This window comes from Embleya sp. NBC_00896 (assembly GCF_045207785.1).
Lineage (GTDB): Bacteria > Actinomycetota > Actinomycetes > Streptomycetales > Streptomycetaceae > Embleya.
This window is the reverse complement of record NZ_CP108776.1, coordinates 4,548,741-4,571,981: the sequence shown is the minus strand read 5'-3', so window position 1 is coordinate 4,571,981 and position 23,241 is coordinate 4,548,741. Positions and strand designations below refer to the sequence as shown.

The following is a 23,241-nucleotide window of genomic DNA, read 5'->3' as shown; positions in this document are numbered from 1 at the left end:
GCGGGTCGGGCTCAGCCCCCGAGGACGCGCAGGAACGCGTCGGCGTCCTGCGCCACGCCGCTGCAGTTCGGGTCCGCCCCGGAATCGGCCGCCGCGCCCTGGGCGCAGGCCCGGTCCCGCGCGGCGGACCACCACGCGACACGGCCGAGGTGCTTGCTCTTGGCGAAGTCGGCGAGACGGCGCGCGTCGTCGAGTGTGAAGACCTCCCCCGCGACGTCGTTGCGGCCGATCATCACCGTCACCGAGACCCGCCGCCAGGCCTGTTCCTCCGTCAGCTGCGGCCACACGTCCCGGATCTGCGCGTGCACGGCGCGGGCCGCGTCGCTCGCGAACTGGCCCATCCGGCCGTCCGGTCGCGGCGCCACGCCGGCGCCGTAGTTCATCGCCTTGGCGTTGACGAAGGCGACCTCCACCTTCTGCGCGGCGGCGTCCCGCAGCAGCGCCTTGGCCTCCTCGCCCAGGCCCTGGAGCGGGTCGACCGGCAGTGTGTACGCGACGTCCACGGGCCGGGTGCCGGCCTGGAGCAGGCGCAGCGCGGCGTTGCGGCGCTGCACGACGTCGGGGCGGACCAGCGAGCGACCCTCGATGTCGAGATCGATGGCACCGGCCTGGGTCGCCTCCAGAACCTGCCGGTACGCGGCGGCCAGTGCCTCGGGGGTTGCGCACGAGGTCGCCAGGTCGGTGCCCGCGCTGCCGCCGAAGGCGACCCGGATCGATCCGCCGGCCTCGCGCAGCACCGCGATCCGGGCGGCGATCGCCGGATCGTCGAGGCGGGTCACCCCACCCCACATCGGCCGGCAGCCGCCGCCGTCCACCACGTAGGCCAACGTCCATTCCCGCACGCCGCCTTGCCGCGGGGCGCGCGCGGGGTCGAACGGCACCGCGAGCGTCATGTCGATGTAGGGGGCGACGTGCTCGATGGCCGCCGCGCCCGTCGCCGGGGCCGCGGTCGTGCTCGGGGGCGCGCTCGCCGGGTTCGGCGCGGCGCTCGACGCCTTGGCGGTGCCGGTCGGCGACGGCGTGTCGGATCGGCCCCCCGGGCTGCCCGGCGGGGCGGTCGGCGGTCGGCCGGACCCGGCCGGCCGTGCGCCGGGCACGGTCGCGCCGGGGGCGTTGCACGGCTTCTCGTTGATCGTGCACGCTATCGGGCCGTCGGTGCGGGCGGACTCGGCCGCGCCGGCGACGGTGGCGCCGTCCCGGCGTACCTCGAAGCCGACCACGATGCTCTCGCCGGGGCGCAATGCCTTGTTCCAGTCCTCGTTGCGCACCGTGTACGTGCCGTCGGCGCGGTCGAGGCGCCCGTTCCACACGTTCGCGAGCCGGGCGTCCGGGGACAGGTCGAACCGGAGGGTCCAGCCCTTGACCGTCTCGTCGCCGGCGTTGCGCAGGACGTACTGCCCGCTGTACCCGGTGGGCCACGAGCCGGTGCGCACGTAGTCGGCGCTGACCACGGACTCGTGCGACGACGATTCCCCGGACAGGGCCACGATCAGCGCGGCGGGCAGTGCGGCGAGCGCGAAGCTCGCGGCGGCCCAGCGCACGCGCTCTCGGCGCGGACGAATGGCGCCCGGCTCGGGTCCGCTTGCCCGATGCGACCCCATGCCATTCCTCCGACATCCTTTCCGGCGGCACTCGGGCCGCCGGGCACGAGGACTCTACCGGCCTTCGGCTCGCCGTCCCATCGTCGGCGGCGGTGGATCGCTTTCGGAAGATCCATTGTCTCAGTATTCGATATTTGGGTATCGGATTGTGGATACGCCTCATAGATTGCAAGGCATGAAGTGGAACGCGGGCAGGTACGACAGCAACTTCGGGTTCGTCTCGGCACATGGACGCTCCATGATCGATCTGCTGGAACCGGGCCCCGGCGAGTCGATCCTGGACCTGGGCTGCGGCACCGGTGACCTGGCGGTCGAGATCGCCGGAACGGGCGCGCGGGTGCACGGCATCGACGCCGACGCGACGATGAGCGGGATCGGCAGTTCCGCGACGGCGGCTGGTACGCGGACTACGTCCGGCTGCGCTTCGTCGCGGTCAGGGTCTGAGGACCGGCCGCGCTCACAGCCAGCCGTTGTCGTGCGAGATGCGCACGGCGTCGGCCCGGTTGCGCGCGTGCGTCTTGCCGATGCACGACGACAGGTGGTTGCGCACGGTGCCCTGGGACAGGTGCAGGCGGGTCGCGATCTCGGACACGGTCGAGCCGTCCGACGCCGCGCGCAGCACGTCGCGTTCGCGCTCGGTGAGCGGATCGGCGCCGACCGAGAGCGCGGTCGCCGCCAGCGTCGGGTCGATCACCCGCTCGCCGCGCAGCACCCGCCGGAGGGCGTCGGCCAGTTGGGCCGCCGGCGCGTCCTTGACCAGGAACGCGTCGGCGCCCAGCTCCATCGCCCGGCGCAGGTAGCCGGGCCGGCCGAACGTGGTCAACACGACGATCCGGCAGTCCGGTACGGCCCTGCGCAGGTCGACGGCCGCGCTCAGGCCGTCCTGTCCGGGCATCTCGATGTCCAGCAGCGCGACGTCGGCGCCGCCGGCCCGCACCGCCTCCACCACCTCGTCCCCGCGCGCGACCTGCGCGACGACGCGGATGTCGTCCTCCAGGCCGAGCAACGCGGCCAGCGCCTCGCGCACCATGGCCTGGTCCTCGGCGAGCAGCACGTTGATCACGGGGCGAACGTTAGCGGTTCGGGTCCCGGCCGTCCTTTCCGGGAAGCACCGGGACCGATGCGGTCAACCCGAACCCCCGCTCGCCCTCCGACGCCCCGACACCCAGGGAGCCGCCGGCGAGCGCGAGCCGCTCGCGCAACCCGGTCAATCCGTTGCCCTCGCACCCGGCCGCGCCGCGCCCGTCGTCCGCGATCCGCAGGCTCCACCGCGGTCCGGTGCTCAGCTCGACCGTGCAGCGCCGCGCGCCGCTGTGTCGCATCGTGTTGGTGACCGCCTCGCGCAGCGCCCACGCGAGCACGCTCTCGGCCTCCGGGTCCGGGCACGCCGGCCACCGGTCGGGCAGGATCGTCAGTTCGATGCCCACCGCGCGGGCCGCGATCCGCGCCCCGGCCAGCTCGACCGCGAAGGTCGGCCGCCGGTAGCCGCCCACCGCCTCGCGCACGTCCACCAGCGCCTGCCGGCTGACCCGCTCGATGTCCGCGATCTGTTCGGCCACCCGGTCGACGTGGGCGGGCAGGAACCGTCCGGCGAGTTCGCTCTTCAAGGTGATCAACGACAGCGAGTGGCCGAGCACGTCGTGCAGGTCGCGCGCCATTCGCAGGCGCTCCTCGCTCGCCGACAGCTGCGCGACGATCTCGCGGGCCTCGCGCAGCTCGGCGAGCGTCTCCAGGAGCCGCCGTACACCGATCATCAGACCGCCGGTGAGCACCGTGACGAACGCGAGCACGAGCACGTCGTCGCCGGACGCGTCCAACACCAGGCCGAGCCCGACCCCGGACGCCACACACCCCAGGATCGCCCACATCGACAGCGGGAAGCGCAGCCCGGCCCCGACCGACACCGACACGTAGACCATCAGCCCCAGCCACGCGTCGTCGAAGGTCAGGATCAGCCCGACCGCCGTCGCCCACAGCAGCAGGCAGGTCAGCTGCTGTGCCCGGTCGGAGTCCAACAGCGAGCGCAGCCGGCCCTCCACCCGGCGGAACAGCCCGAACCAACCGATCCCGCCGAACACCAGCGACACGTAGCAGACCACGACCACCAGCAGTCCGAGCGAGCCCACCGCGAGCCGGACCGGACCGTAGGGGCCGGTCGCGAGGTCGTGCACCACGGGAGTCAGGAAGAACAGCCACAACAGCGACCACGACAACCGGATCGCACGCCCGCGCGCAGAGTCCTGCCGGGTCGGATCCGACCAGTCCATGCCGTGCGCCTCTCCGTGCGATCGATCGCGCTTCAGGCCGCGACCTTCTGCTCGTCGCGACGGTAGCGCCAGGCCGCGAGGGCGGTGAACGCGACCAGGTAGACCGAGAGCACCACGACGTCCGACACCTGCGGGTGACGCCCGTCCAGGACCTCCCAGCCGAGTTGGCCGAGCCGGTACGTCGGCATCAGGTGCCCGATGTCCTGCAGGAGCCGCGGGAACCCGGTGAGCGGGACCCACATGCCGCCGAGCACCGCCATGCCGAGGTAGACCAGCATGAACACCGGCTGCGCCGAGTCGGGGGCGACCAGGTAGCCGAGCCCGATCCCCAGGACCGCGAACACGAACGAGCCGAACCACAGCGCGAGCACGATCACGGCCCACTGCCACGCGTCCAGGCGCACCCCGCGCAGGAAGCCGGTCCCCAGCACCAGCAGGATCGCCGGCAGGCTCACCACGGCCGCCGACGCGAGCTTGGAGAGCACGTACTGCCGACCGGTCAGCGTGGTCAGCCGCAGCTGCCGGGTCCACCCGCTCTGCCGCTCCGCCGCGATCCGCTGCACCCCCGCGCTCAGCGTCGCGCCGACCGCGCCGAACGAGGCCATCGACACCATGATGTAGGCGGCGACGTCGGTCCCGTCGACGTCGCCCGACTGGCTGCCGAAGATCAGGTACATCGCGACCGGGTACGCGAGCGTGAAGATCAGGTACCGGCGATTGCGGAGCATCCGCAGGACTTCGAGCCGCATCATCGTTCTCATGCCGGGATCTCCATGCCTTCCGCTTCGTCCGCCTGCTCGTCCGCCTGCTGGGTGATCGCCAGGAACGCCTGCTCCAGGCCGAGTCCGGCGACCTCCAGGCCGCGCGGCCGAAGGCCCGCGGCGTAGATCGCGGCGACCGTCTCGTCGGCGTCGTCGCTGCGGATGCGCACGGTGGTGCCGCTCAGTTCGATCCGCGCGATGCCCGGGAGCGCGCGCAGCGTGGGTTCGTACTCCGCCACCGGCCCGTCCAGGTCGAACGCGACCCGGCGCAGCCCCGCGCGGGCCTTGATCTGCGCGGCGCTCGCGTCGGCGAGCAGCCTGCCGCGGTGCAGCACGAGCACGCGGTCGGCGACGTTGTCCGCCTCTTCGAGGTAGTGCGTCGCGAACAGCACGGTGCGGCCGAGTTCGGCCTGCTCGCGCATGCTGCCCCAGAACCGCTGCCGGCTGTCCACGTCCATGCCGGTGGTGGGCTCGTCCAGGACGATCAGGTCCACCTCGCCGGCGATGGCGACCGCGAAGCGCACCCGCTGGGCCTGGCCGCCGGAGAGCTTGTCCACGTTCTTGCCGACCAGGTCCTCGATGCCCGCGCGGCGCAGCACCTCGTCCTGCGGCAGCGGCCGCGGGTGCAGGTCGCGGGCGAGCCGCACCATCTCGCCGACGGTGACGTCCGGCAGCAGACCGCCGCTCTGCAGCATCGCGCCGACCCGGCCGGCGCGGATCGCGTCGCGCGGCTGTCCGCCGAACAGCGAGACCGAGCCCTCGGTGGGCCGGCCGAGGCCGAGCAGCAGGTCGAGCGTGCTCGACTTGCCGGCGCCGTTGGGGCCGAGCAGCGCGACCGTCTCGCCCTGGTGCAGTTCGAGGTCGAGCCCGTCGACGGCGCGCAGGTCGCCGAAGCGCTTGCCGACGCCCCTGAGCGCGACGACCGGCGCGGTCGTGCTTTTTCCAGCCGTGATCGTCATGTTCCAAGAGTGGTTCGGGCAGGGTGTACGGCGAAGTGGGAAACCTCCTGAACGCGCCATGACAGATGTCATGGGCGCCTACCGTGGCAGGCATGGTGCGTCTGACCGATTCACAGACCGGCAAGTCCGAGACCGTGGGCACGTCGATCGGCAGGAGGGTGCGGGTCGCCTATCCCTACCGCTCGCTGCGGGCGGCGATCGTGGCCGACACGTTCCGCCGGGTCGCGGGCCGACACCGGCTGACCGTGACGATCCACCAGTTGCCCTACCGCGCCCAACTCGCGGACCCCGCGGGCTACGGGCGGTACAACATGCCGGTGCCGACCACCGGCACCCCGGACGGCGCGATCGACGTGTACATCGGCGAGACCGGCGACGAGGGCCCGCGCGCGCGGGTGCACGTGCTGCTGCCGCCGGCCGTGGTCGAGGCCGCTCGGCGCTGTCCCGTGCCGCACCCCGACGACCCGCTCGCGCTGCGCCTGATCCTGCTCTCGCTCGGGGCGGACGAGCCGTTGCGAGCCGGGGAGCGGGGCTATCGGGGGGCGGCCGAGGCCGAGCACACGCTCGCGGAGCTGCGGCGACTGACCGCGCTGTGCGCCGAGTCGCCGTCGGCGGCGCTGCCGATCGAGGCGCTCGGTCGGATCCACGCCGCGCTCGACGACGACCTGGACACGCCGACGGCGATCCGACTGCTCGTCGCCTTGGCCCACGACCGGGAGCTGTCCCCGGGCGCGCGGTTCGAGGCGCTCGTGCACGTGGACCGGTTCCTCGCGCTCGACCTGGCCCGGGACGTGGGCCGGGCCTGAACGGACGCGAGCGAAGGGCGACTAGTCGTCCGACACGCGGACCGGCATCCCGCCCGCCGGCGGCGAGTCGTGGGCCTGGCCCTCGCCCTCGGCGCCGCCGCTGCGATCACAGGTGATCTTGTCTGCCGGGTCGTACTTGGTGTGGAACTTCTCGCGCGCGGTCTCCTTGCCGTTCTGGAAGAACACGCGGGTGACGTCGATCTTGAACCCGTCGGATGCGGCCTGCTCGACGCAGCCGGCCGACTTGTCCACCACCGTCTTGGGCTTGACGATGTCGTACTTGCTGCCGGGCTCGGCCTTGATGTCGTCGAACTTGCGCGTCCCGAACAGGGTCACGGTCACCGTCGAGTCGGTGTACGTGGACTCCAGGTAGACATTCTTGCCGGAGTCGTTCCGGAACTGCAGGTCGAGCGAGGGCCACGCCACGGTCGCTTCGCGGCCGGCCGGGTAGCGGTCGATCCAGAAGCTGTGCGGGCGGTGCATGACGTCCTTGAGACCCGAGAAGAACACCGCGTTGAAGGTCGTCGTCGCGACCTGCGAGACGCCGCCGCCGAAGTCGGTCTGGAATCGCCCGTTGTTGATGATCGTGCCCTTGGCGAAGCCGTTCTCCGCCGTGCGCTCGCCGACCGTCTTGTTCAGGCTCCAGGTTTCTTCCGGCTTGATCACCGAGCCGGTGATCAGATCGGCCGCCCGGTGGATGTTGGTCAGCCGGTACGCGGCGTACGGGTAACTCGTCGTGTAGGTCGACATGACCTCGGTGATGCCGAGCTTGTTCGCGGCCTCGGTGGTCAGTTCCGGCTCGACCGGACCGAGCGTGACCTTCGCGGTGCGGCCCGAGGTCTTGGGCAGCGCGGTGAGCAGCGCGTCGGCGGCGGTCGCGCCGGAGACGCCCTTGCCGGGCACCGACGGCTCGACGGTCACCTTGGCGCCGGCCACGAGCTTGCCCGCGACCTTGAACGTCGCGTTCTTCGGCTTGTCGCCGACCGACGAGAAGGTCTGGCCGAGTTCCTCCTGCAACCCGTTCACGTCGATCTTGGGCTGCAGCCTGCCGCTGTTGTCCGGGACCATCGTGAGGTACTTGGCCAGCGCCGCCGGGGTCAGCTTGAGGTTCTTGCCGCCGGCGGTGAGGGTGACCGGCCCGGACATCGCGGGCGTGGCGAACTCGCGCATCGCGCGGTCCACTTCGGCCTGGGTGACCTTGGGATCGGCCGCCTTGGTCGGCAGTGCGATCGGGCCGTCGCCGCGCAGGAAGGCCGCCTCGACCAGCTTGATCGCGGCCGCGGTGTCGAGGACCTTGCCCGTGGCCGGCGCGACCGCGGTGGCCTTGCCGCCCGCGAACGAGATCCCGCCGTCCTTCTGCGCGCCACCGGCCTCGGCGGCGAGCGCCTCCAGCGCGGCACCCAGCTTGATCGGGTCGACGACCGTGCGCGGCGCCGTCTCGCGGGTCTTGCCGAACATCGCCGGCACCGACGTGAGCGGGTTCATCCCGCCCTTCGACGCCTCGCTGACGGTCGCGCGCGCGTCCAGGAGCAGCCCGGCGACGGCCGGGTCGAGCTTGAGCTCCTTGCCGCCGAGCGTCAGCAGCATCGACTTCGTGGTGCGGTCGCCGAGCTTTTGTTCGAGCGTACGGACGGCCTCGTCGCGGGACTGACCACCGATGTTGACACCGAGCACCGAGGTGCCGCGCGGCACCCCGCCGCCCGCGTAGGCCAGCGACGCGCCGTACACGCCGCCCAGGACCGCGATCCCGGCCGCGCACGCGATCAGCGCCTTCGGCTTGCGCCGCCTGGGCCGAGCCGGCGCGGGGGGCGCGTCGGTCGACCGGCCGTCGCCGTCGTCGGTCGCCTCGGTCGCGGCCGCGTGCGCGTCGGTCGTCCCGTACTGCGGGAACCCGTGCTCGGCGGCGTCCTGTTCCTGCATCGACTGGTACTCGTACGGCCCGGTGGGTTCCTCGTCCCGGGTCCAGTGCGGTGCCTCGCGCGAGGGCAGCGGGGCCTGGCCGCGCAGCACGACGGGCGGGATCGGCCGCGACCCCGGGATCTTGATGCTGACCCGGGTGGTCATGGTCTGGTCGCCGGACTCGGCGTCCGTGTCCTGTCGGACCGCGTCCTCGTCCGCGACCGGCGGCACCGGCGCGGCCGGGTTGGCCTCGGGGGTGCCGAAGCCGCCGATGAGCCGGCGGCGGCCGGCCCGGGAGGGCAGCGCGCCGCCCTCGGCCCGGGCCTCGCCGGGCCCCTGCCCGGTCGGCACGGTCGGATCCGGGTGCTCGGCCGCGTTGGCGAGCGGCGGGCCGTATCCGGCGTCGTCCAGGCCCGTGCCCATGGCGTGCCCACCGGTGTGGTCGACCGGCGCGGCGTGCTGCGGTTGGTGTGGATGTTGCGGTTGGTGTGGATGCTGCGGTTCGGATCGCTGCATCCGGCCGGTCTGGATCGGCACGAAGGGGGGCGGCGGGACGTCGGAGAACGGCACCGGTCCGGGCCCGCCGGTGCCGTCGGCCGTCAGGCTCCTGGCTCCGGACGCACCGGGAACGCGCAGCGGCAGACCATTGGCCGCCACGGGCGGTTCCTCCTGTCGCGGCAGTTCCGCCGCGGGCGGCACGTCGTCGTCCGCGCTGGGCCACGACGACCCCCCGGGCGGCCCCGCGACGGGCGCGGGTCGGGGCGGCTCGTCGTCGAACCACGACGCGAACTCGTCCTCGTCCCCGAACGGATCGGGGGATGGATGGGGAGACGACGCGGGCGCGGCGGATCGCTCATGCGCAGCGGGCGCCGCGGGCGACGGCCGGCCGACCCGTCCGAAGAACGGATGCGGATCACCGCCGAGGTCGTCGCGGCGCGGCTGCGCGCCCGGGTCGTCGGACGTGGGGGGCTGGTCGTTACTCACGAAGAACGAGCTCTCCGACAGCTGAAGGTTGCGTTGCGGCGCACGGCCGCCCCCGCCCGGGGTCGGGCGGTGTCCAGGAAAGTGCGGCGGCGGTGCGTTGACCTACGCCGCGTGCGGGTCGTGCACACGGCCTTCAAGGGATTCCTGCTCCCCACCGAAGGCGAGTGGACGAACTCGGCCACCGAGGTTGCCCGGTACGACGGGCTAGAGGAGTCGGTCGCGACGGCCCTGTGGACAGGGCATGACACGCACCGCACCTCGCCAGACACAATACTGCGCTCCTGCCACACCGTTACCTCGCGTCGCCGCATGCCGCGAAGCATGCGCCGTCGGCAAGCATGGCGGTGCAAGGGCTTCATCCCGCATGCGTCTTCAGCGATTCACCCGAAAGAAGGACGGGTTTGTGGCCGCCCCAGGGGAAAGTGGCTGCGGCGACGCCGAAGATGGTGCCACCGAACAGGTAGACGTACGAGAGGAAGCCGCTGACGAAGATCCAGTCGCCTTCCGGCTTGGTCCAGCTCGCGAAGAACAGGACGGTCAGCATCCACCCGGCGACCGGGACCGCGGCCCCGGCCTTCGTCTTGAGCAGCGAGCCGCCCGCGACGAAGAGGCCGCCGCTGCCCGCGAGCGCGACGATCAGTCCGGCAGGCGGGTAGGCCGCCTGGGTGAACGCCCCCAGGAAGGCGATCACGACGCCGAGCAGGAACAGCATCACGTATGCCGCGACGCGGCCGACTTTGTCTGGCACGAGGGCTACCTTACGGGCGCAGTCCGGCGAACAGGTCGCCCTCTCGGCCGTCCGGGCCGGTGGGCCCGAGCTCGCCGCGGACGAGGCGGTAGTGCTCCACCGACATGATGCTCTGGCCGATGTTGTTCGACAGCGCGAAGAAGCCCTCCTCCACCGAGACCTGGGTGGGATAGGCGCGCAGCGCGTCGAACTTCGCGGCCACGTAGTCGCCGGCGTCGACGGCCGTGGTGACCTGGTCGTCGTCCACCGCGAACGGCAGCTCGTCCACCTCGACGACCGTGAACGGCACCTCCTGGCCGGCCTCGACCATCCGTTCGATGCCGGCCTTGAGGACCGAGCGCGGCATCACGTTGTAGTAGACCTTCGCGATGGTCCACGACCGGCCCTCGTGCTCGGCGTAGGTCGGGTCGGCGGCCAACTCGGCCGCGCGCAGGGCCACGCGGTGCGCCTGGATGTGGTCCGGGTGGCCGTAGCCGCCCTGCTCGTCGTAGGTCGCGAGCACCTGCGGGCGCACCTCGCGGATGATCGGCACCAGGTGCGCGGCGGCCTCGTCGACGTCGGCCCGCCAGAAGCAGTCGGGCCGGTCGTTGCTGGGCACGCCCATCATCCCGGAGTCGCGGTAGCGGCCGGGGCCGCCCAGGAAGCGCTGGTCGGAGATCCCGAGCGCCTTCATCGAGTCGGCGATCTCGGTCATCCGGTGCGGGCCGAGCCCGTCCTCGCGGTCGGCGGCCAGGTGGGCCAGCTCGGGGACGAGGATCTCGCCCTCCTCGCCGAGCGTGCAGGTGACGAGCGTGACGTGCACGCCCTCGGCCGCGTAGCGCGCCATGGACGCGCCGTTGTTGATCACTTCGTCGTCCGGGTGCGCGTGGACGAGCAACAGTCGCAGCGGGGTCTCGGCAGTGCGTTCGGTCATGCTCGACAGCCTACGCAGCCGGACCGGACCGGACCGGGGGCGACCCCCGGACCGGAATTCAGACCGCCGGAACCGCGTGCACGGCGACCATGTAGTCGCCGCCGTCGACCCAGCGCTCCCGCCCCCAGCCCGCGTACCGGGTACGGCGCACCAGGCCGGCCGCCGCGCAGGCGGCCTCGTAATCGGCGGCGGAGAGCGTCGCGCCGGCCTCGCCGGGGCCGCCGGTGAGGCTGAAGCCGGCGACCAGGATCCCACCCGGTCGGAGCATGCCGGCGAGCGCGCCCACGACGTCGGCCTCGGTGCCCGGGGCCAGGAAGATCAGCACATTGCCCGCGGCCACCACGAGGTCGAAGCTCCCGCGCCCGCCGAGCGGGGCCGGATCCAGATCGGCGAGGTCGTCCAGGACCCAGGTCAGGCCGGGTGCGGCGGTCTCGGCCTCGGCCAGCATCGAGGCGTCCAGGTCGACGCCGACCACCTCGTGGCCCTGCCGGGCCAGCTCGATCGCGACCCGACCGGTCCCGCACCCGGCGTCGAGCACCCGCGCGGGCTCGGACAGCAGCTCGTCACAGAACCGCGCCTCGCCATGCAGGTCACGCCCTTCGGCCGCCATCCTGCGGAACCGCTCGGCGTACTCGGGCCCACGTGTGCCACCGGTATTGGCCAGCCATCGATTGGTCATGGCAGACGAGCCTACAAAGCCCGCCGTGCAGAGCCCTCGGAAACGGATCCCCGGACCCCACGCCTACGAGACTCGCTCAGAAATGGATCCCGTTCACCACACTCGCACTGCACCAACCCGGGAGCGACCCCCGGACCCCACGCCTACGAGACTCGCTCAGAAATGGATCCCGTTCACCACACTCGCACTGCACCAACCCGGGAGCGACCCCCGGACCCCACGCCTACGAGACTCGCTCAGAAATGGATCCCGTTCACCACACTCGCGAAGCTCGTACCCGCGATGCGGATCGAGGGGGCCATCGACGTCGACGACAGATAGAAGCCCAGCAGCGCGCAGACGATCGCGTGCATCGGCCGCAGGGCCGCCTTTCGGACGAGGAAGAAAACAGCGGCACCGAGCAGCAGCACGGCAGAGACGGACACCACCACTGTCACGCACCTCCTGTGCGCAGGGGGTCCGCGGCTCGCTCGGGGAAACCAGCCTCTGGACCCAAAGGGACATGTCTACACACAGAATGTAAGCCAACGGTCACGACGTGCATTCACTCGTTCAGCGGGCGCGAGGTGGTGTTCGCACGGCCGTCCGCACTCTCCCCGCCATCCCTGTTTCGCCCGGCACCCCGCCCCGTACGCTGTGGCGCATGAGCTCGGAGATCACATTTCCCCGGCAATACGCCCGCACGCAGCGCTTCACCCAAGGCGCTCCACGCAGCTTCGGCATCGCCGACGGCCGGATCACATTCCTGCGGTCCAAGGCCGCCGACGACTCCGCCACGTGCCTGTGGGCACTCGATCCGGACACCCACGACGAGCGCTTGGTGGCCGATCCTGCGACCCTGCTCGGCGGCGCCGCCGAACACCTGTCCGCGGAGGAGCGCGCCCGGCGCGAACGCAGTCGCGAGGGGGCGGCCGGCATCGTCGGGTACGCGCTCGACGGCGCGGGCGACTTCGCGGCGTTCACCCTTTCGGGTCGGCTGTTCACCGTGTCGCTCACGGGTGACGCGGCTCCGCGCGAGTTGGCCGTACCGGGTCCGGTCATCGACCCGCGGCCCTCCCCCACGGGCACGCACATCGCCTACGTGGCCGCCGGCGCGCTGCGCGTGGTGGCCGCCGACGGCTCCGGCGACACCGCTCTCGCCGAGCCCGACGGCGACGAGGTCACATGGGGCCTGGCCGAGTTCGTCGCGGCCGAGGAGATGTCCCGCTTCCGCGGCTACTGGTGGGCTCCCGACGGCACCGCGCTGATCGTCGCGCGGGTGGACAACGCGCCGGTGGACCGCTGGTGGATCGGCGACCCCGCCAACCCCGCCACCACCCCGACCGAGATCGCCTACCCCGCGGCCGGTACCCCCAACGCCGACGTCACCGCGTGGCTGATCGGCCTCGACGGCACCCGCACCGAGCTGGTCTGGGACCACGACGCGTACCCCTACCTGGCGAGCGTGCACTGGTCCGCCGGCGGCGACCCGCTGCTGAACGTGCAGCCGCGCGACCAGAAGCGGCTGCTCACCCTCGCCGCGGACGTCGCCTCGGGCGCCACCCGCGAATTGCACACCGAGACCGACGACGTGTGGATCGACCTCTTCCCCGGCGTGCCCGCGTGGACGCCCGACGGCCGGCTCGTCCGGATCGTCGACACCGACGGCGGGCGCCGCCTGGTCGTCGCGGACAAGGAACTGACCGACCGTCGCCTGTTCGTGCGCTCGATCCTGGACATCGCCGACGAGGACGTGCTGATCACCGCCTCCGCCGGCACCGACGCGGCCGAGCCGGAGATCGGCGAGATCCACGTGTACCGCGTCGCGGCCGACGGCGTCACCCGGGTGAGCACCGAGCCGGGCGTGCACAACGCGGTCCGCGCCGGCGACACGACGGTCCTGCTGTCGTCCTCGCTCGACCGCTTCGGGGCCGGAGTCACCGTGCACCGGGGCGGCACCGAGATCGCCGCGGTCACCTCGCACGCGGCCACCCCGGTGCTCACCGCGAACGTCGAGTTGCTGCGCGCCGGCGAGCGCGGCATCCCGTGCGCGCTGCTGCTGCCGACCGGCTTCGATCCCGCGTCGGGCGTACGGCTGCCGGTCCTGATGGACCCCTACGGCGGCCCGCACGGCCCGCGCGTGCTCGCCGCGCGCAACCCGCACCTGACCTCGCAGTGGTTCGCCGACCAGGGCTTCGCCGTCGTCGTCGCCGACGGGCGCGGCACACCCGGGCACTCCCCCGAGTGGGAGAAGTCGATCCACCTGGACATGGGCCCGGTCACCCTCCAGGACCAGGTGGACGCGCTCCGGGCGATCGCCGCGGAGCGGCCGTACCTGGACACCACACGCGTGGGCATCCGCGGCTGGTCCTACGGCGGCCACCTCGCCGCGCTCGCCGTGCTGCGCCGTCCGGACGTGTTCCACGCGGCGGTCGCGGGCGCGCCCGTCACCGACTGGGCGCTCTACGACACGCACTACACCGAGCGCTACCTCGGCCTGCCCGACGAGCAGGTCGAGGTGTACCGCCGGACATCCCTGGTCCGCGGCATCGAGTTGGGCGAGGTGGCGGACACCCGCCGCCCGTTGATGCTCGTCCACGGTCTCGCCGACGACAACGTCGTCGCGGCGCACACGCTGCGGTTGAGCAGCGCGCTGCTCGCGGCGGGCTACCCGCACGAGGTGCTGCCGCTGTCCGGGGTCACCCACATGACCCCGCAGGAGCAGGTCGCGGAGAACCTCCTGCTGCTCCAGGTCGAGTTCCTGCACCGCGCCCTGGCACAGCCGGCGACCGACTGATCCCCGCCGGTCCGCGAACGCCGAAGAGGCCCGCCACCCCTCGGGGCGGCGGGCCTCTTCGGCGTGCGGACGGCGTCAGCTCGCGCCGACGATGTCCTTCTCCTCGGCGAAGTGGCACGCGCTGTCGTGCGCGCCCTGGCCCTTGAGGCCGAGGCCCTTCTGGATCTGCAGCAACGGCTCCTGCTCGGCGCAGATGTCCTGCGCCTTCCAGCACCGGGTGCGGAACCGGCAACCCGACGGCGGGTTCGCCGGCGAGGGCACGTCACCGGTCAGGATGATCCGCTCGCGCGACTCGCGACCGTCCGGGTTCGGCACCGGCACCGCGGACAGCAGCGCCTGCGTGTACGGGTGCGTCGGGTGGTCGTAGATCTGCTCGTCGGTGCCGATCTCGGCGATCCGACCCAGGTACATCACCGCGACGCGGTCCGAGATGTGCCGCACCACGGACAGGTCGTGCGCGATGAACAGGTACGACAGGCCCAACTCGTTCTGGAGCTTCTCCAGCAGGTTGACCACCTGCGCCTGCACCGACACGTCCAGCGCCGAGACCGGCTCGTCCGCGATGATGATCTCCGGGTTGAGCGCGAGGCCGCGGGCGATCCCGATGCGCTGGCGCTGGCCGCCGGAGAACTGGTGCGGGTAGCGGTTGATGTGCTCCGGGTTCAGCCCCACCAGGTCGAGCAGTTCCTGTACCCGCCGCTTGCGATCGCCCTTGGGGGCGACCTCCGGGTGGATGTCGTACGGCTCGCCGATGATGTCGGCGACCGTCATCCGCGGGTTGAGCGAGGTGTACGGGTCCTGGAAGACCATCTGGATGTTGCGGCGCACGGCCTTGAGCGCGCGACCCGACAGCTTCGCGAGGTCGTCGCCCTTGTACAGGACGCTGCCGGCGGTGATCGACTCCAGGTTCATCAGGAGTCGGGCCACCGTCGACTTGCCACAACCCGACTCGCCGACGAGACCGAGCGTCTCGCCCTTCATCAGGTCGAAGGTCACGCCGTCGACGGCCTTCACGGCGCCGATCTTCTTCTGGAAGAGGATGCCCTGGGTGATCGGGAAGTGCTTGACCAGACCCCGCACCTGAAGGATCGGCTCGCCCTGTGCCACCGGCTTGACGACCTTGCGCACATCGGCGGTGGTCGCGCCGGTCGGGGACTCAGCCACGGACTTCTCCCTCCATCACGCTCTCCCAGAAGTGGCACGCGCTGCCACGCCCGACCGAGATCTCGTGCAGCGGCGGAACGTCGCTGCGACACACGTCCTGCGCGTACGGGCAGCGCGGGTTGAACGCGCAGCCGGACGGGATGCGCATGAGGTTCGGCGGCAGACCCTTGATCGCGTACAACTCGCGGCCCTTGTGGTCCAGACGCGGGATCGACTCGAGCAGACCCTTGGTGTACGGGTGCGTCGGCTGCCGGTACAGGTCGCGCACGGGCGCTTCCTCGACGATCCGGCCCGCGTACATGACCGCGATCTTGTCCGCGACGTCGGCGACCACGCCGAGGTCGTGGGTGATCAGGATCAGGCCCATGTTGCGCTCGCGCTGGAGTTCCGCGAGCAGGTCCATGACCTGCGCCTGCACGGTCACGTCGAGCGCGGTGGTCGGCTCGTCCGCGATGATCAGCTCGGGGTCGAGCGCGAGCGCCATCGCGATCATGATGCGCTGGCGCATACCGCCGGAGAACTGGTGCGGGTAGTCGTTCACCCGGTCCTTGGCGGCCGGGATGCGCACCTGGTCCATCAGGTCGATGGCCTTGAGCTTGGCGGCCTTCTTCGACATCCCGCGGTGCACGGTGAACATCTCGGCGAGCTGGAAGCCCACCGAGTACACGGGGTTGAGCGCGGAGAGGGCGTCCTGGAAGATCATCGCGATCTTCTGGCCGCGGATCTTCCGGCGCTCCTCCTTGGACATCTTGAGCATGTCCTTGCCGTGGAACCGGATCTCACCACCGGTGATGTGCCCCGGCGGCATGTCCAGGATGCCCATGATCGTCTGCGCGGTCACCGACTTGCCCGAACCGGACTCGCCGAGCACCGCGAGCGTCTCGCCGGCGCTGACGTCGTACGAGACACCGTTGATCGCCTTGGCCACGCCGTCGCGGGTGCGGAACTCGACGTGGAGGTTGTCCACTTCGAGGAGCGGCGCGGCGCCGGCCGGACCCGATTCCTCGGGCTTCTTCATGTCGATCGTCGTCACTAGTCTGTCCCCTCCCTCAGCGGAGCTTCGGGTCGAGGGCGTCGCGCACCGCGTCGCCGAGCAGGATGAAGCTGAACACCGTGATCGAGAGGAAGATCGACGGGAAGATCAGCTGGTACGGCGAATCGCGCAGCGCCGTGGTCGCGGTGCTGATGTCCGCACCCCACGAGATCTCGGTGGGCGGCAGTCCGATGCCCAGGAAGGACAGCGTGGCCTCGGCCGCGATGAACGTACCGAGCGAGATGGTCGCGACGACGATCACCGGGGCGACCGCGTTCGGCAGTACGTGCCGGGTCAGGATCCGGTTGGTGCCGGCGCCGAGAGCCCTGGCGGCGACCACGTAGTCGGACTTCTTCACGGTGATCACCGAACCACGCATGATGCGCGCGATCTGCATCCAACCGAAGATGCCGAGCGCCATCACCACGGTCCACACGGTGCGGTCCTTGAACGCGCTCATGAACACCAGCGCGCCGAGCAGCAGCGGAATGCCGAAGAAGATGTCCGTGACGCGGGCCAGGATCGAATCGAACCAGCCCCCGAAGTAACCGGACAACGCACCGACGACGCCGCCGACGGCCACGATCAGCGCGGTCGTCGCGACGCCGACGATGATCGACGCGCGGGCACCGAAGACGGTGCGCGCGTAGACGTCGCAACCCTGGGTGTTGGTACCGAACCAGTGGTCGCCCGACGGGTCCTTGTTGGTGTCCAAAATCGGGCAGTGCCGGGGGTCGACGTTGGTGAAGACGCCCGGGAAGATCGCCATGAACACCAGGAACAGCAGCAGCAGGCCCGACACGTAGAAGCCGGGGCTGTGCCGCAGCTCGCGCCACGCCTCGCCCCAGGCACCGCGGGGCTTGTCCTGTGGACCCTGTACGTCCGGCGCCGCGTACGCGCCGAGCTTCTCGATGGTCAGGCCCTCCTCGTCCGCCAGCATCACGCCGGGGGTCTCCACGGAGCCGTACTGGGCCTGCTCGTCGCTGGAGGTCGGCAGCTGTTCGCGCTGCCCCTTGTTCATGTCAGGCATACCGGATCCTCGGGTCCAGGACGGCGTACAGCAGGTCGACGATCAGGTTCATGACCAGATAGATCATCACCAACGCCGCCACCGCGCCGACCACTGTCGCGCTCTCGTGCTTGGTGACCGCGAGGTAGATCAGGCGGCCGACACCGTCGACGTTGAAGATGCCCTCGGTCACGATCGCGCCGGCCATCAGTGCACCGAGGTCCGCGCCCAGGAACGTCACCACCGGGATGAGCGAGTTGCGCAGCAGGTGCCGGGTGACCACGCGACGGCGCGGAAGGCCCTTGGCGGTCGCCGTGCGGACGTAGTCGGCGCGCATGTTCTCCGCGACGCTCGTCCGGGTGAGTCGGGCGACGAAGGCCAGGGACAGCGATCCGAGCACGATGCCCGGGAGCAGCAGCTGGCTCCAGGTCGCGTCGCCCACGCTGGCGGTGGCCTCGAAGATGCCCCACTCGGTGCCCAGCCAGAACTGCGCGACGGTGCCGAGCACGAAGACCGGGATCGAGATGACCACCAGCGTGCCGGCGAGCACCATCGAGTCGACGAACTTGCCGCGGCGCAGGCCGGCCAGCAGGCCGAGGCCGACACCGACGACGACCTCGATCGCGAACGCGATCATCGCGAGCCGGATCGACACCGGGAAGGCCCGCTTGAGCTCGTCGGCGACGGGACGGCCGTTGAAGCTCGTCCCGAAGTCACCGTGGAGCAGGTCGGTGATGTAGTACCAGTACTGCACGATCAGCGGGTCGTTCAGATGGAACTCTTCCCGCATCTGGCGCACGAAGACAGGGTCGGCACCCTTGTCGCCGAACATGGCTGCGATGGGGTCCCCACCGAGCTGGTACACCATGAAATAGATCAAGAACGTGGTCCCGATGAACACCGGGATCATCTGGAGCAGCCGCCGTACGACATATCGCCCCATGCCAGCCTCCTGCTGTCGTCGTCGGCCCGAAGCGGGGGATCGGACCAGAGGCCGGCGCCGTGGATCGCACGTCGCCGGCCCGGCCCGCCACTGGCAAGATCCGGCCGCACCGGTTGGGGTGCGGCCGGACCGTAGTCAGTGCCGGGTCATGTCCGGACCACTACTTGACGGTGACCTCGGTGAAGACCGGGTTGCCGTACGGGTCGAACAGGACGTTGGAGACCTTGGTCGAGGAGCCGGCCTTGGTCACGTAGTACCACAGCGGGATCGACGGGACGTCCTTCGCCATCTGCTGCTCGGCCTGCTGCCAGAGCTTGACACCCTCGGTCTGGTCCGGGGCGGCCATCGCGCGCTTGGCCAGGTCGTCGAACGCCGGGCTGGTGTAGCCCGAGTCGTTGGACGCGGCACCGGTCAGGTACACATCGGCGAGGAAGTTGTCCGGGAACGGGTAGTCGGCCTTCCAGCCGGTCCGGTACGCGCCCGTCATCTTGTGGTTCGAGATGTCCTCACGCGCGACGCTGAACTCGGGGTACAGCTTCGGCTCACAGGCGCCCGGCTTCTGCAGCGCCTCGTTGATGCTGTTGCAGACCGCGGTGACCCATTCCTTGTGCGGGCCGTCCGCGTTCGTGGCGATCGTGAGCTTGCCGCCGGGGATGCCGCCGCCCTCGGTGACGAGCTGGCGAGCCTTCGCCGGGTCGTACTTGGTGAGCTCGCCGGTGATTTCCTTGCTGTAACCCGGGATGTTCGGGGCCAGCCAGTCGGTCGCGGGCTGCTCGGCACCCTTGTACAGCGCCTTGACGATGCTCGCGCGGTCGATCGCCATGGACAGGCCCTGACGGACCTTGTCCTTGCCCGGCGCGGCCCAGCCGGCGTCGTACAGCGGGAAGGCGATCTTCTGGATCGAGAACTGCGGGGCCTCGAGCGCGCGGTCGCCGAGGTCCTTCTTGTAGTTGCCGACCGCCGACGTCGGGATCTGGTCGATCACGTCGAGCTTGTTGTCGCGCAGGGCCGTGTAGGCGGCGTCGTACGTGGTGTACATGTCCAGACGCACACCGTTCGACTTCGCCTTGTCGTCACCGGCGTACTTGTCGAACTTCTTGACCGTGATCGACTTCTTGTGGTTCCAGCCGCCGTTGGCGGCGTCGATCTGGAACGGACCGTTGCCGATCGGCGCCTCGCCGTACTTCTTCGGGTCCTTGAAGAACTCCTGCGGCAGCGGCGCGTAGACCACGTAGCCGAGGCTCGCCTTGAACGAGGAGACCGCCTGGGTCAGCTTGATCGTGAACGTGTTCTCGTCCACGACCTTGAGGCCGGACAGCTCCTTGGCGGTGGGCTTCCCCTCCTTGGGGTGCACCGCGTCGTAGCCCTCGATCTTGGAGAACCAGCTCGCGTTGATCTGCTGGTTGTCCGAGTTGGCGCCCCAGTTCCAGGCGTCGACGTAGGACTTCGCCGTGACCGGCTCGCCGTTGTGGAAGGTCCACCCCGGCTTGAGCTTCACGGTGTAGTTCGTCGAGTCCGGGCTGTCCACCGACGCGGCCATGGCCGGCACGGGCTGGCCGGTCTTGGAGTCGTAGGTGTAGAGGCCGCGGAACATCAGCTGGAGGGCGTAGAACCCACCGGTCTCGTTCGAGTTCGCCGGCTGGATCAGGTTCTGCGGCTCGGTGCTGCTGGCCGTGTAGTAGCCCGCGGGAAGCCCGTTGCCGCCGCCCTTGGCCTTGTCGTCCTTATCGTCGCTGCCACACGCGGTCGCGGCCAGGCCGAGAACGGCCACACCGACGACCCACTTCACGCGCGTTGTTCCGCGCATGGGTTGCCTCCTCAAGGAATCACTACCGAAGTGAAGTGCAACGGGGCGCCCCAAATCGGGATGCTTCCGTCACAGCTGCTCGTAGAGTCGGCGCCCCCGAGCGCGTGACCAGGTTCCGAGCACAAGCGGATCTACTATCCGTCACCGATTGGCTGCGACCAATCCCCTACAGGTTTCAGTTTGATCACGTAAATCCGTGATCAATCTCGAAACCCAGACATATGAGACCAGTAATGAAGCCGCATCAAACGGACACTATGTACCGCTGCCCGGAGCATACAGTCCGATGAACGAACACCCATAAAGACGTCCCTGCCTCGTCTCGCCTGGCGAGAAACGCTACCGAGGGTGACGATGCTCGCCCGGGCGCGGCGGCGCGGACCGATCACCATGATCCGGGTCAACGCGCGTAGCTGACCTGCAGGAAAGCACGAAAAACGGGATGCCACCAAATCGGTGGCACCCCGTTCGATCCTGCGATATAAGCGACGGTCGTTACTGCGGGTCCGTCGAGATGCCCGCCTCCAGGGCGGCTTCGATCCGCGCGTCGGGCATGACCTCCTCGGCCTGCACGGTCGCCTCGATCGGCCCGGGGAAGTGACACGCGACGCGGTGCCCCGCGAGCAGCGTGTCGACGCCGATCAGCGGCGGCTCCTCGTTCGAGCACACGTCCTGCGCCTTCGGGCACCGGGTCCGGAACCGGCATCCGGAGGGCGGATTGATCGGGCTGGGCATGTCCCCGAACGCGTGTACGCGTGTCCGGTTCGCGCTCTTGTCCGGGTCGGCCTCGGGCACCGCGGCGAGCAGCGTGTGCGTGTACGGGTGGTGCGGATTCGCGTACAACGACTTGCGGTCGGCGATCTCGACGATCTTGCCGAGGTACATCACCGCGACCCGCTGCGAGAAGTGCCGGACCACCGCGAGGTCGTGCGCGATGAACACGAACGCGATGCCCATGTCCCGTTGCAGGCCCTGGAGCAGGTTGACCACCTGGGCCTGGATCGACACGTCGAGCGCGGAGACCGGTTCGTCCGCGACGATCAGCCTCGGCTGCAGCGCGAGCGCGCGGGCGATCCCGATCCGCTGCCGCTGCCCGCCGGAGAACTCGTGCGGGAAGCGGTTGTAGTGCTCGGGGTTGAGGCCCACGCGCTCGAGGAGCTCCTGGACCCGCTTCTTTCGGCCACCTTCGGGATTGATCCCGTTGACCTCCATGGGCGACGCGATGATCGCGCCCACCGTCTGCCGCGGGTTCAGCGACGAGTACGGGTCCTGGAAGATCATCTGGATCTCGGTGCGGATCGGCGCGATCTGCCGCCGGGTGGCGTGCGTGATGTCCTTGCCGTCGTAGCGAATGGTGCCGCCGGTGGGTTCGAGCAGCCGGCTGATCAGCCGGCCGGTCGTGGACTTGCCGCAGCCGGACTCGCCGACCAGGCCCAGGCTCTCCCCCGCCCCGACCGACAGGTCGATCCCGTCGACCGCCCGCACGTTCAGTGACTTGCGGCGGACCAGGCCGCCCCCCTTGACGGGGAAGTACTTGACCAGGCCCCGCACGTCGAGCAGCGGCTCGCCGGGCGACTCGGGCGCGGGGTCCGGGGTCGGCGCCGGGGACTCGCTGATCGTCTCGGTCATCGTCGTTCTCCTGCTTTCTACCGTCGGCCGGGCTTGGGCGGTCAGCCGAGCAGCGGGCGGACGTCGTCGATGAAGATCCGCTGCTTGTCCTCGGCGCTCAGGTGGCACGCGGCGCCGCGACCGTCCACCAGGGAGAGCGGCGGTCGTTCGGTCGCGCACCGATCGCCGCCGACCACGTCGACGTAGTCGCAGCGGGGGTGGAACGGGCACCCCGAGGGCGGGGACAACAGGCTCGGCGGCGTGCCGCGGACCGGCCGCAGTGGGATGTCGACGTCGCCCGAGAGGTTGGGCATCGACGACAACAGGCCCCACGTGTACGGGTGGCGGGGGTTCTTGAGCACCTCCCGCACGGTGCCCTTCTCGATGCTGCTGCCCGCGTACATCACGAGCACGTCGTGCGCCATCGACGCGATCACGCCCAGGTCGTGCGTGATGAACAGGATCGCGGTGCCGAACTCGTCCTGGAGGTCCCGCAGCAGATCGAGGATCTGCGCCTGGACCGTAACGTCGAGCGCGGTCGTCGGCTCGTCGGCGATCAGCAGGTCGGGGTCGCACACGAGGGACATCGCGATCATCGCGCGCTGGCGCATGCCGCCGGAGAAGTGGTGCGGATAGTCGTTCACGCGCGTCTTGGGATTGGGGATCCCGACCCGGTCGAGCATCTCGATCGCGCGGGCGTGCGCGTCGTGCCGATTGGCGCCCATGTGCCGGCGGTAGGACTCGGCGATCTGCTCGCCGACCGTATAGAACGGCGACAGCGCGGTCAGCGGGTCCTGGAAGATCATCGAGATCCGTCGGCCGCGCAGGTCGCGCAGCTTCCGCTCGGGCATCCGGATCAACTCGTGGCCGTCGAAGCGGATCTCGCCCTCGATCTTCGTCCGGTCGCGATTGTGCAGCCCGAGGATGGTCAGCGACGAGACCGACTTGCCCGATCCGGACTCGCCGACGATGCCGAGCGTGCGGCCCTTCTCGACGTCGAAGGACAACCCGTCGACGGCCTTGACCACGCCGTCGTCGGTGTTGAAGTGGACCTGCAGGTCGCGGACCGACAGGAAGGCGTCGGGCCGGTCGCCGGTCGGGCTCGAATCGCGCTGCTTGACGAGACTCGGAGTGCCGTCGGTGGTGTCGGTGCCGGCGGCCATGTCCTGCTCCCGGGCCTGTTCGTCGGAAACCGTGGCATCCGTGGACGCCGCGGCCGTGGTGGAATCTCTGGACGCTTCGGATTCGGCGGACCTCGTGGCCGCGGCGCGGCGGAGTCTCATC

The 23,241-nt window shown here is 70.5% G+C and carries 19 protein-coding genes and 1 pseudogene; 3 read left to right on the top strand and 17 right to left on the bottom strand.

Annotated elements, in window-relative coordinates; genetic code table 11:
• Positions 1-11: 11 nt before the first annotated feature.
• Positions 12-1,601 (bottom strand): cellulose binding domain-containing protein, encoded by a 1,590-nt coding sequence (locus tag OG928_RS20840; protein WP_406285977.1) that lies wholly within the window; start codon positions 1,599-1,601, stop codon positions 12-14.
• On the opposite strand from OG928_RS20840, the pseudogene OG928_RS20835 reads away from it, so the two are divergent.
• Positions 1,561-1,980: pseudogene (locus OG928_RS20835) on the top strand (class I SAM-dependent methyltransferase); the annotation flags it as partial. The gene OG928_RS20840 and the pseudogene OG928_RS20835 overlap by 41 nt on opposite strands.
• Positions 1,981-2,058: 78 nt before the next feature.
• Here OG928_RS20835 and OG928_RS20830 read toward each other — a convergent pair.
• Genes OG928_RS20830 through OG928_RS20815 form a run of 4 tightly spaced genes read right to left on the bottom strand, consistent with a single transcriptional unit; the run spans position 2,059 to position 5,588 of the window.
• A complete protein-coding gene (locus OG928_RS20830) occupies positions 2,059-2,664 on the bottom strand; it encodes a response regulator (protein ID WP_406285975.1) in 606 nt (201 codons plus the stop codon).
• 10 nt (positions 2,665-2,674) lie between these two features.
• Positions 2,675-3,868, bottom strand: a complete 1,194-nt coding sequence (locus tag OG928_RS20825; RefSeq protein ID WP_406285974.1) for a sensor histidine kinase — start codon at positions 3,866-3,868, stop codon at positions 2,675-2,677.
• Positions 3,869-3,900: 32 nt separating this feature from the next.
• On the bottom strand, positions 3,901-4,629 hold the full coding sequence (locus OG928_RS20820) for an ABC transporter permease (RefSeq protein WP_406285973.1): 729 nt from the start codon (positions 4,627-4,629) through the stop codon (positions 3,901-3,903).
• Positions 4,626-5,588, bottom strand: a complete 963-nt coding sequence (locus OG928_RS20815) for an ABC transporter ATP-binding protein (RefSeq protein WP_406285971.1) — start codon at positions 5,586-5,588, stop codon at positions 4,626-4,628. Before OG928_RS20815 ends, OG928_RS20820 begins: the two co-directional genes overlap by 4 nt.
• Before the next feature lie 92 nt (positions 5,589-5,680).
• Here OG928_RS20815 and OG928_RS20810 point away from each other — a divergent pair, with 92 nt between their 5' ends.
• Positions 5,681-6,394 carry a hypothetical protein gene (locus OG928_RS20810; RefSeq protein WP_406285970.1) on the top strand — a complete coding sequence of 238 codons (714 nt, stop codon included), beginning with the start codon at positions 5,681-5,683 and terminating at the stop codon, positions 6,392-6,394.
• Positions 6,395-6,415: 21 nt separating this feature from the next.
• On the opposite strand, the gene OG928_RS20805 is transcribed toward OG928_RS20810, so the two are convergent.
• The 5 genes from OG928_RS20805 to OG928_RS20785 form a co-directional block, all read right to left on the bottom strand.
• Positions 6,416-9,277, bottom strand: coding sequence for a VanW family protein (locus OG928_RS20805; protein WP_406285968.1), 2,862 nt, complete (start codon positions 9,275-9,277; stop codon positions 6,416-6,418).
• A gap of 355 nt (positions 9,278-9,632) precedes the next feature.
• A complete protein-coding gene (locus OG928_RS20800; protein WP_406285966.1) occupies positions 9,633-10,025 on the bottom strand; it encodes a DUF6113 family protein in 393 nt (130 codons plus the stop codon).
• A gap of 10 nt (positions 10,026-10,035) precedes the next feature.
• Positions 10,036-10,938, bottom strand: a complete 903-nt coding sequence (gene mshB / locus OG928_RS20795; RefSeq protein ID WP_406285964.1) for an N-acetyl-1-D-myo-inositol-2-amino-2-deoxy-alpha-D-glucopyranoside deacetylase — start codon at positions 10,936-10,938, stop codon at positions 10,036-10,038.
• Between the two features lie 58 nt (positions 10,939-10,996).
• Entirely contained in the window at positions 10,997-11,617 is a 621-nt protein-coding gene (locus OG928_RS20790; protein WP_406285962.1) for a class I SAM-dependent methyltransferase, read from the bottom strand.
• A gap of 236 nt (positions 11,618-11,853) precedes the next feature.
• On the bottom strand, positions 11,854-12,054 hold the full coding sequence (locus OG928_RS20785) for a DUF2304 domain-containing protein (protein WP_406285959.1): 201 nt from the start codon (positions 12,052-12,054) through the stop codon (positions 11,854-11,856).
• A 206-nt stretch (positions 12,055-12,260) separates the two neighbouring features.
• Between OG928_RS20785 and OG928_RS20780 the strand changes: the two genes are divergently transcribed.
• The gene (locus OG928_RS20780; RefSeq protein WP_406285957.1) at positions 12,261-14,393 is read left to right on the top strand and encodes a prolyl oligopeptidase family serine peptidase; all 2,133 of its coding nucleotides are present in this window, start codon (positions 12,261-12,263) and stop codon (positions 14,391-14,393) included.
• A gap of 75 nt (positions 14,394-14,468) precedes the next feature.
• Here OG928_RS20780 and OG928_RS20775 read toward each other — a convergent pair whose 3' ends face one another.
• The 7 genes from OG928_RS20775 to OG928_RS20745 form a co-directional block, all read right to left on the bottom strand.
• Positions 14,469-15,557: an ABC transporter ATP-binding protein gene (locus OG928_RS20775; protein WP_406285955.1), complete on the bottom strand. Its 1,089-nt coding sequence runs from the start codon at positions 15,555-15,557 to the stop codon at positions 14,469-14,471.
• Positions 15,550-16,590: an ABC transporter ATP-binding protein gene (locus OG928_RS20770; protein ID WP_406285954.1), complete on the bottom strand. Its 1,041-nt coding sequence runs from the start codon at positions 16,588-16,590 to the stop codon at positions 15,550-15,552. Before OG928_RS20770 ends, OG928_RS20775 begins: the two co-directional genes overlap by 8 nt.
• Before the next feature lie 16 nt (positions 16,591-16,606).
• Positions 16,607-17,620: an ABC transporter permease gene (locus OG928_RS20765; protein ID WP_406285952.1), complete on the bottom strand. Its 1,014-nt coding sequence runs from the start codon at positions 17,618-17,620 to the stop codon at positions 16,607-16,609.
• Positions 17,613-18,542 (bottom strand): ABC transporter permease, encoded by a 930-nt coding sequence (locus OG928_RS20760; RefSeq protein ID WP_406285950.1) that lies wholly within the window; start codon positions 18,540-18,542, stop codon positions 17,613-17,615. The genes OG928_RS20765 and OG928_RS20760 overlap by 8 nt, the downstream gene beginning before the upstream one ends.
• Before the next feature lie 160 nt (positions 18,543-18,702).
• On the bottom strand, positions 18,703-20,349 hold the full coding sequence (locus OG928_RS20755; RefSeq protein WP_406285948.1) for an ABC transporter substrate-binding protein: 1,647 nt from the start codon (positions 20,347-20,349) through the stop codon (positions 18,703-18,705).
• Between the two features lie 495 nt (positions 20,350-20,844).
• Complete coding sequence (locus OG928_RS20750; RefSeq protein WP_406285946.1) at positions 20,845-21,978, bottom strand: ABC transporter ATP-binding protein; 1,134 nt, start codon at positions 21,976-21,978, stop codon at positions 20,845-20,847.
• A gap of 41 nt (positions 21,979-22,019) precedes the next feature.
• Entirely contained in the window at positions 22,020-23,120 is a 1,101-nt protein-coding gene (locus OG928_RS20745) for an ABC transporter ATP-binding protein (protein ID WP_406285944.1), read from the bottom strand.
• Between the last annotated feature and the right edge of the window lie 121 nt (positions 23,121-23,241).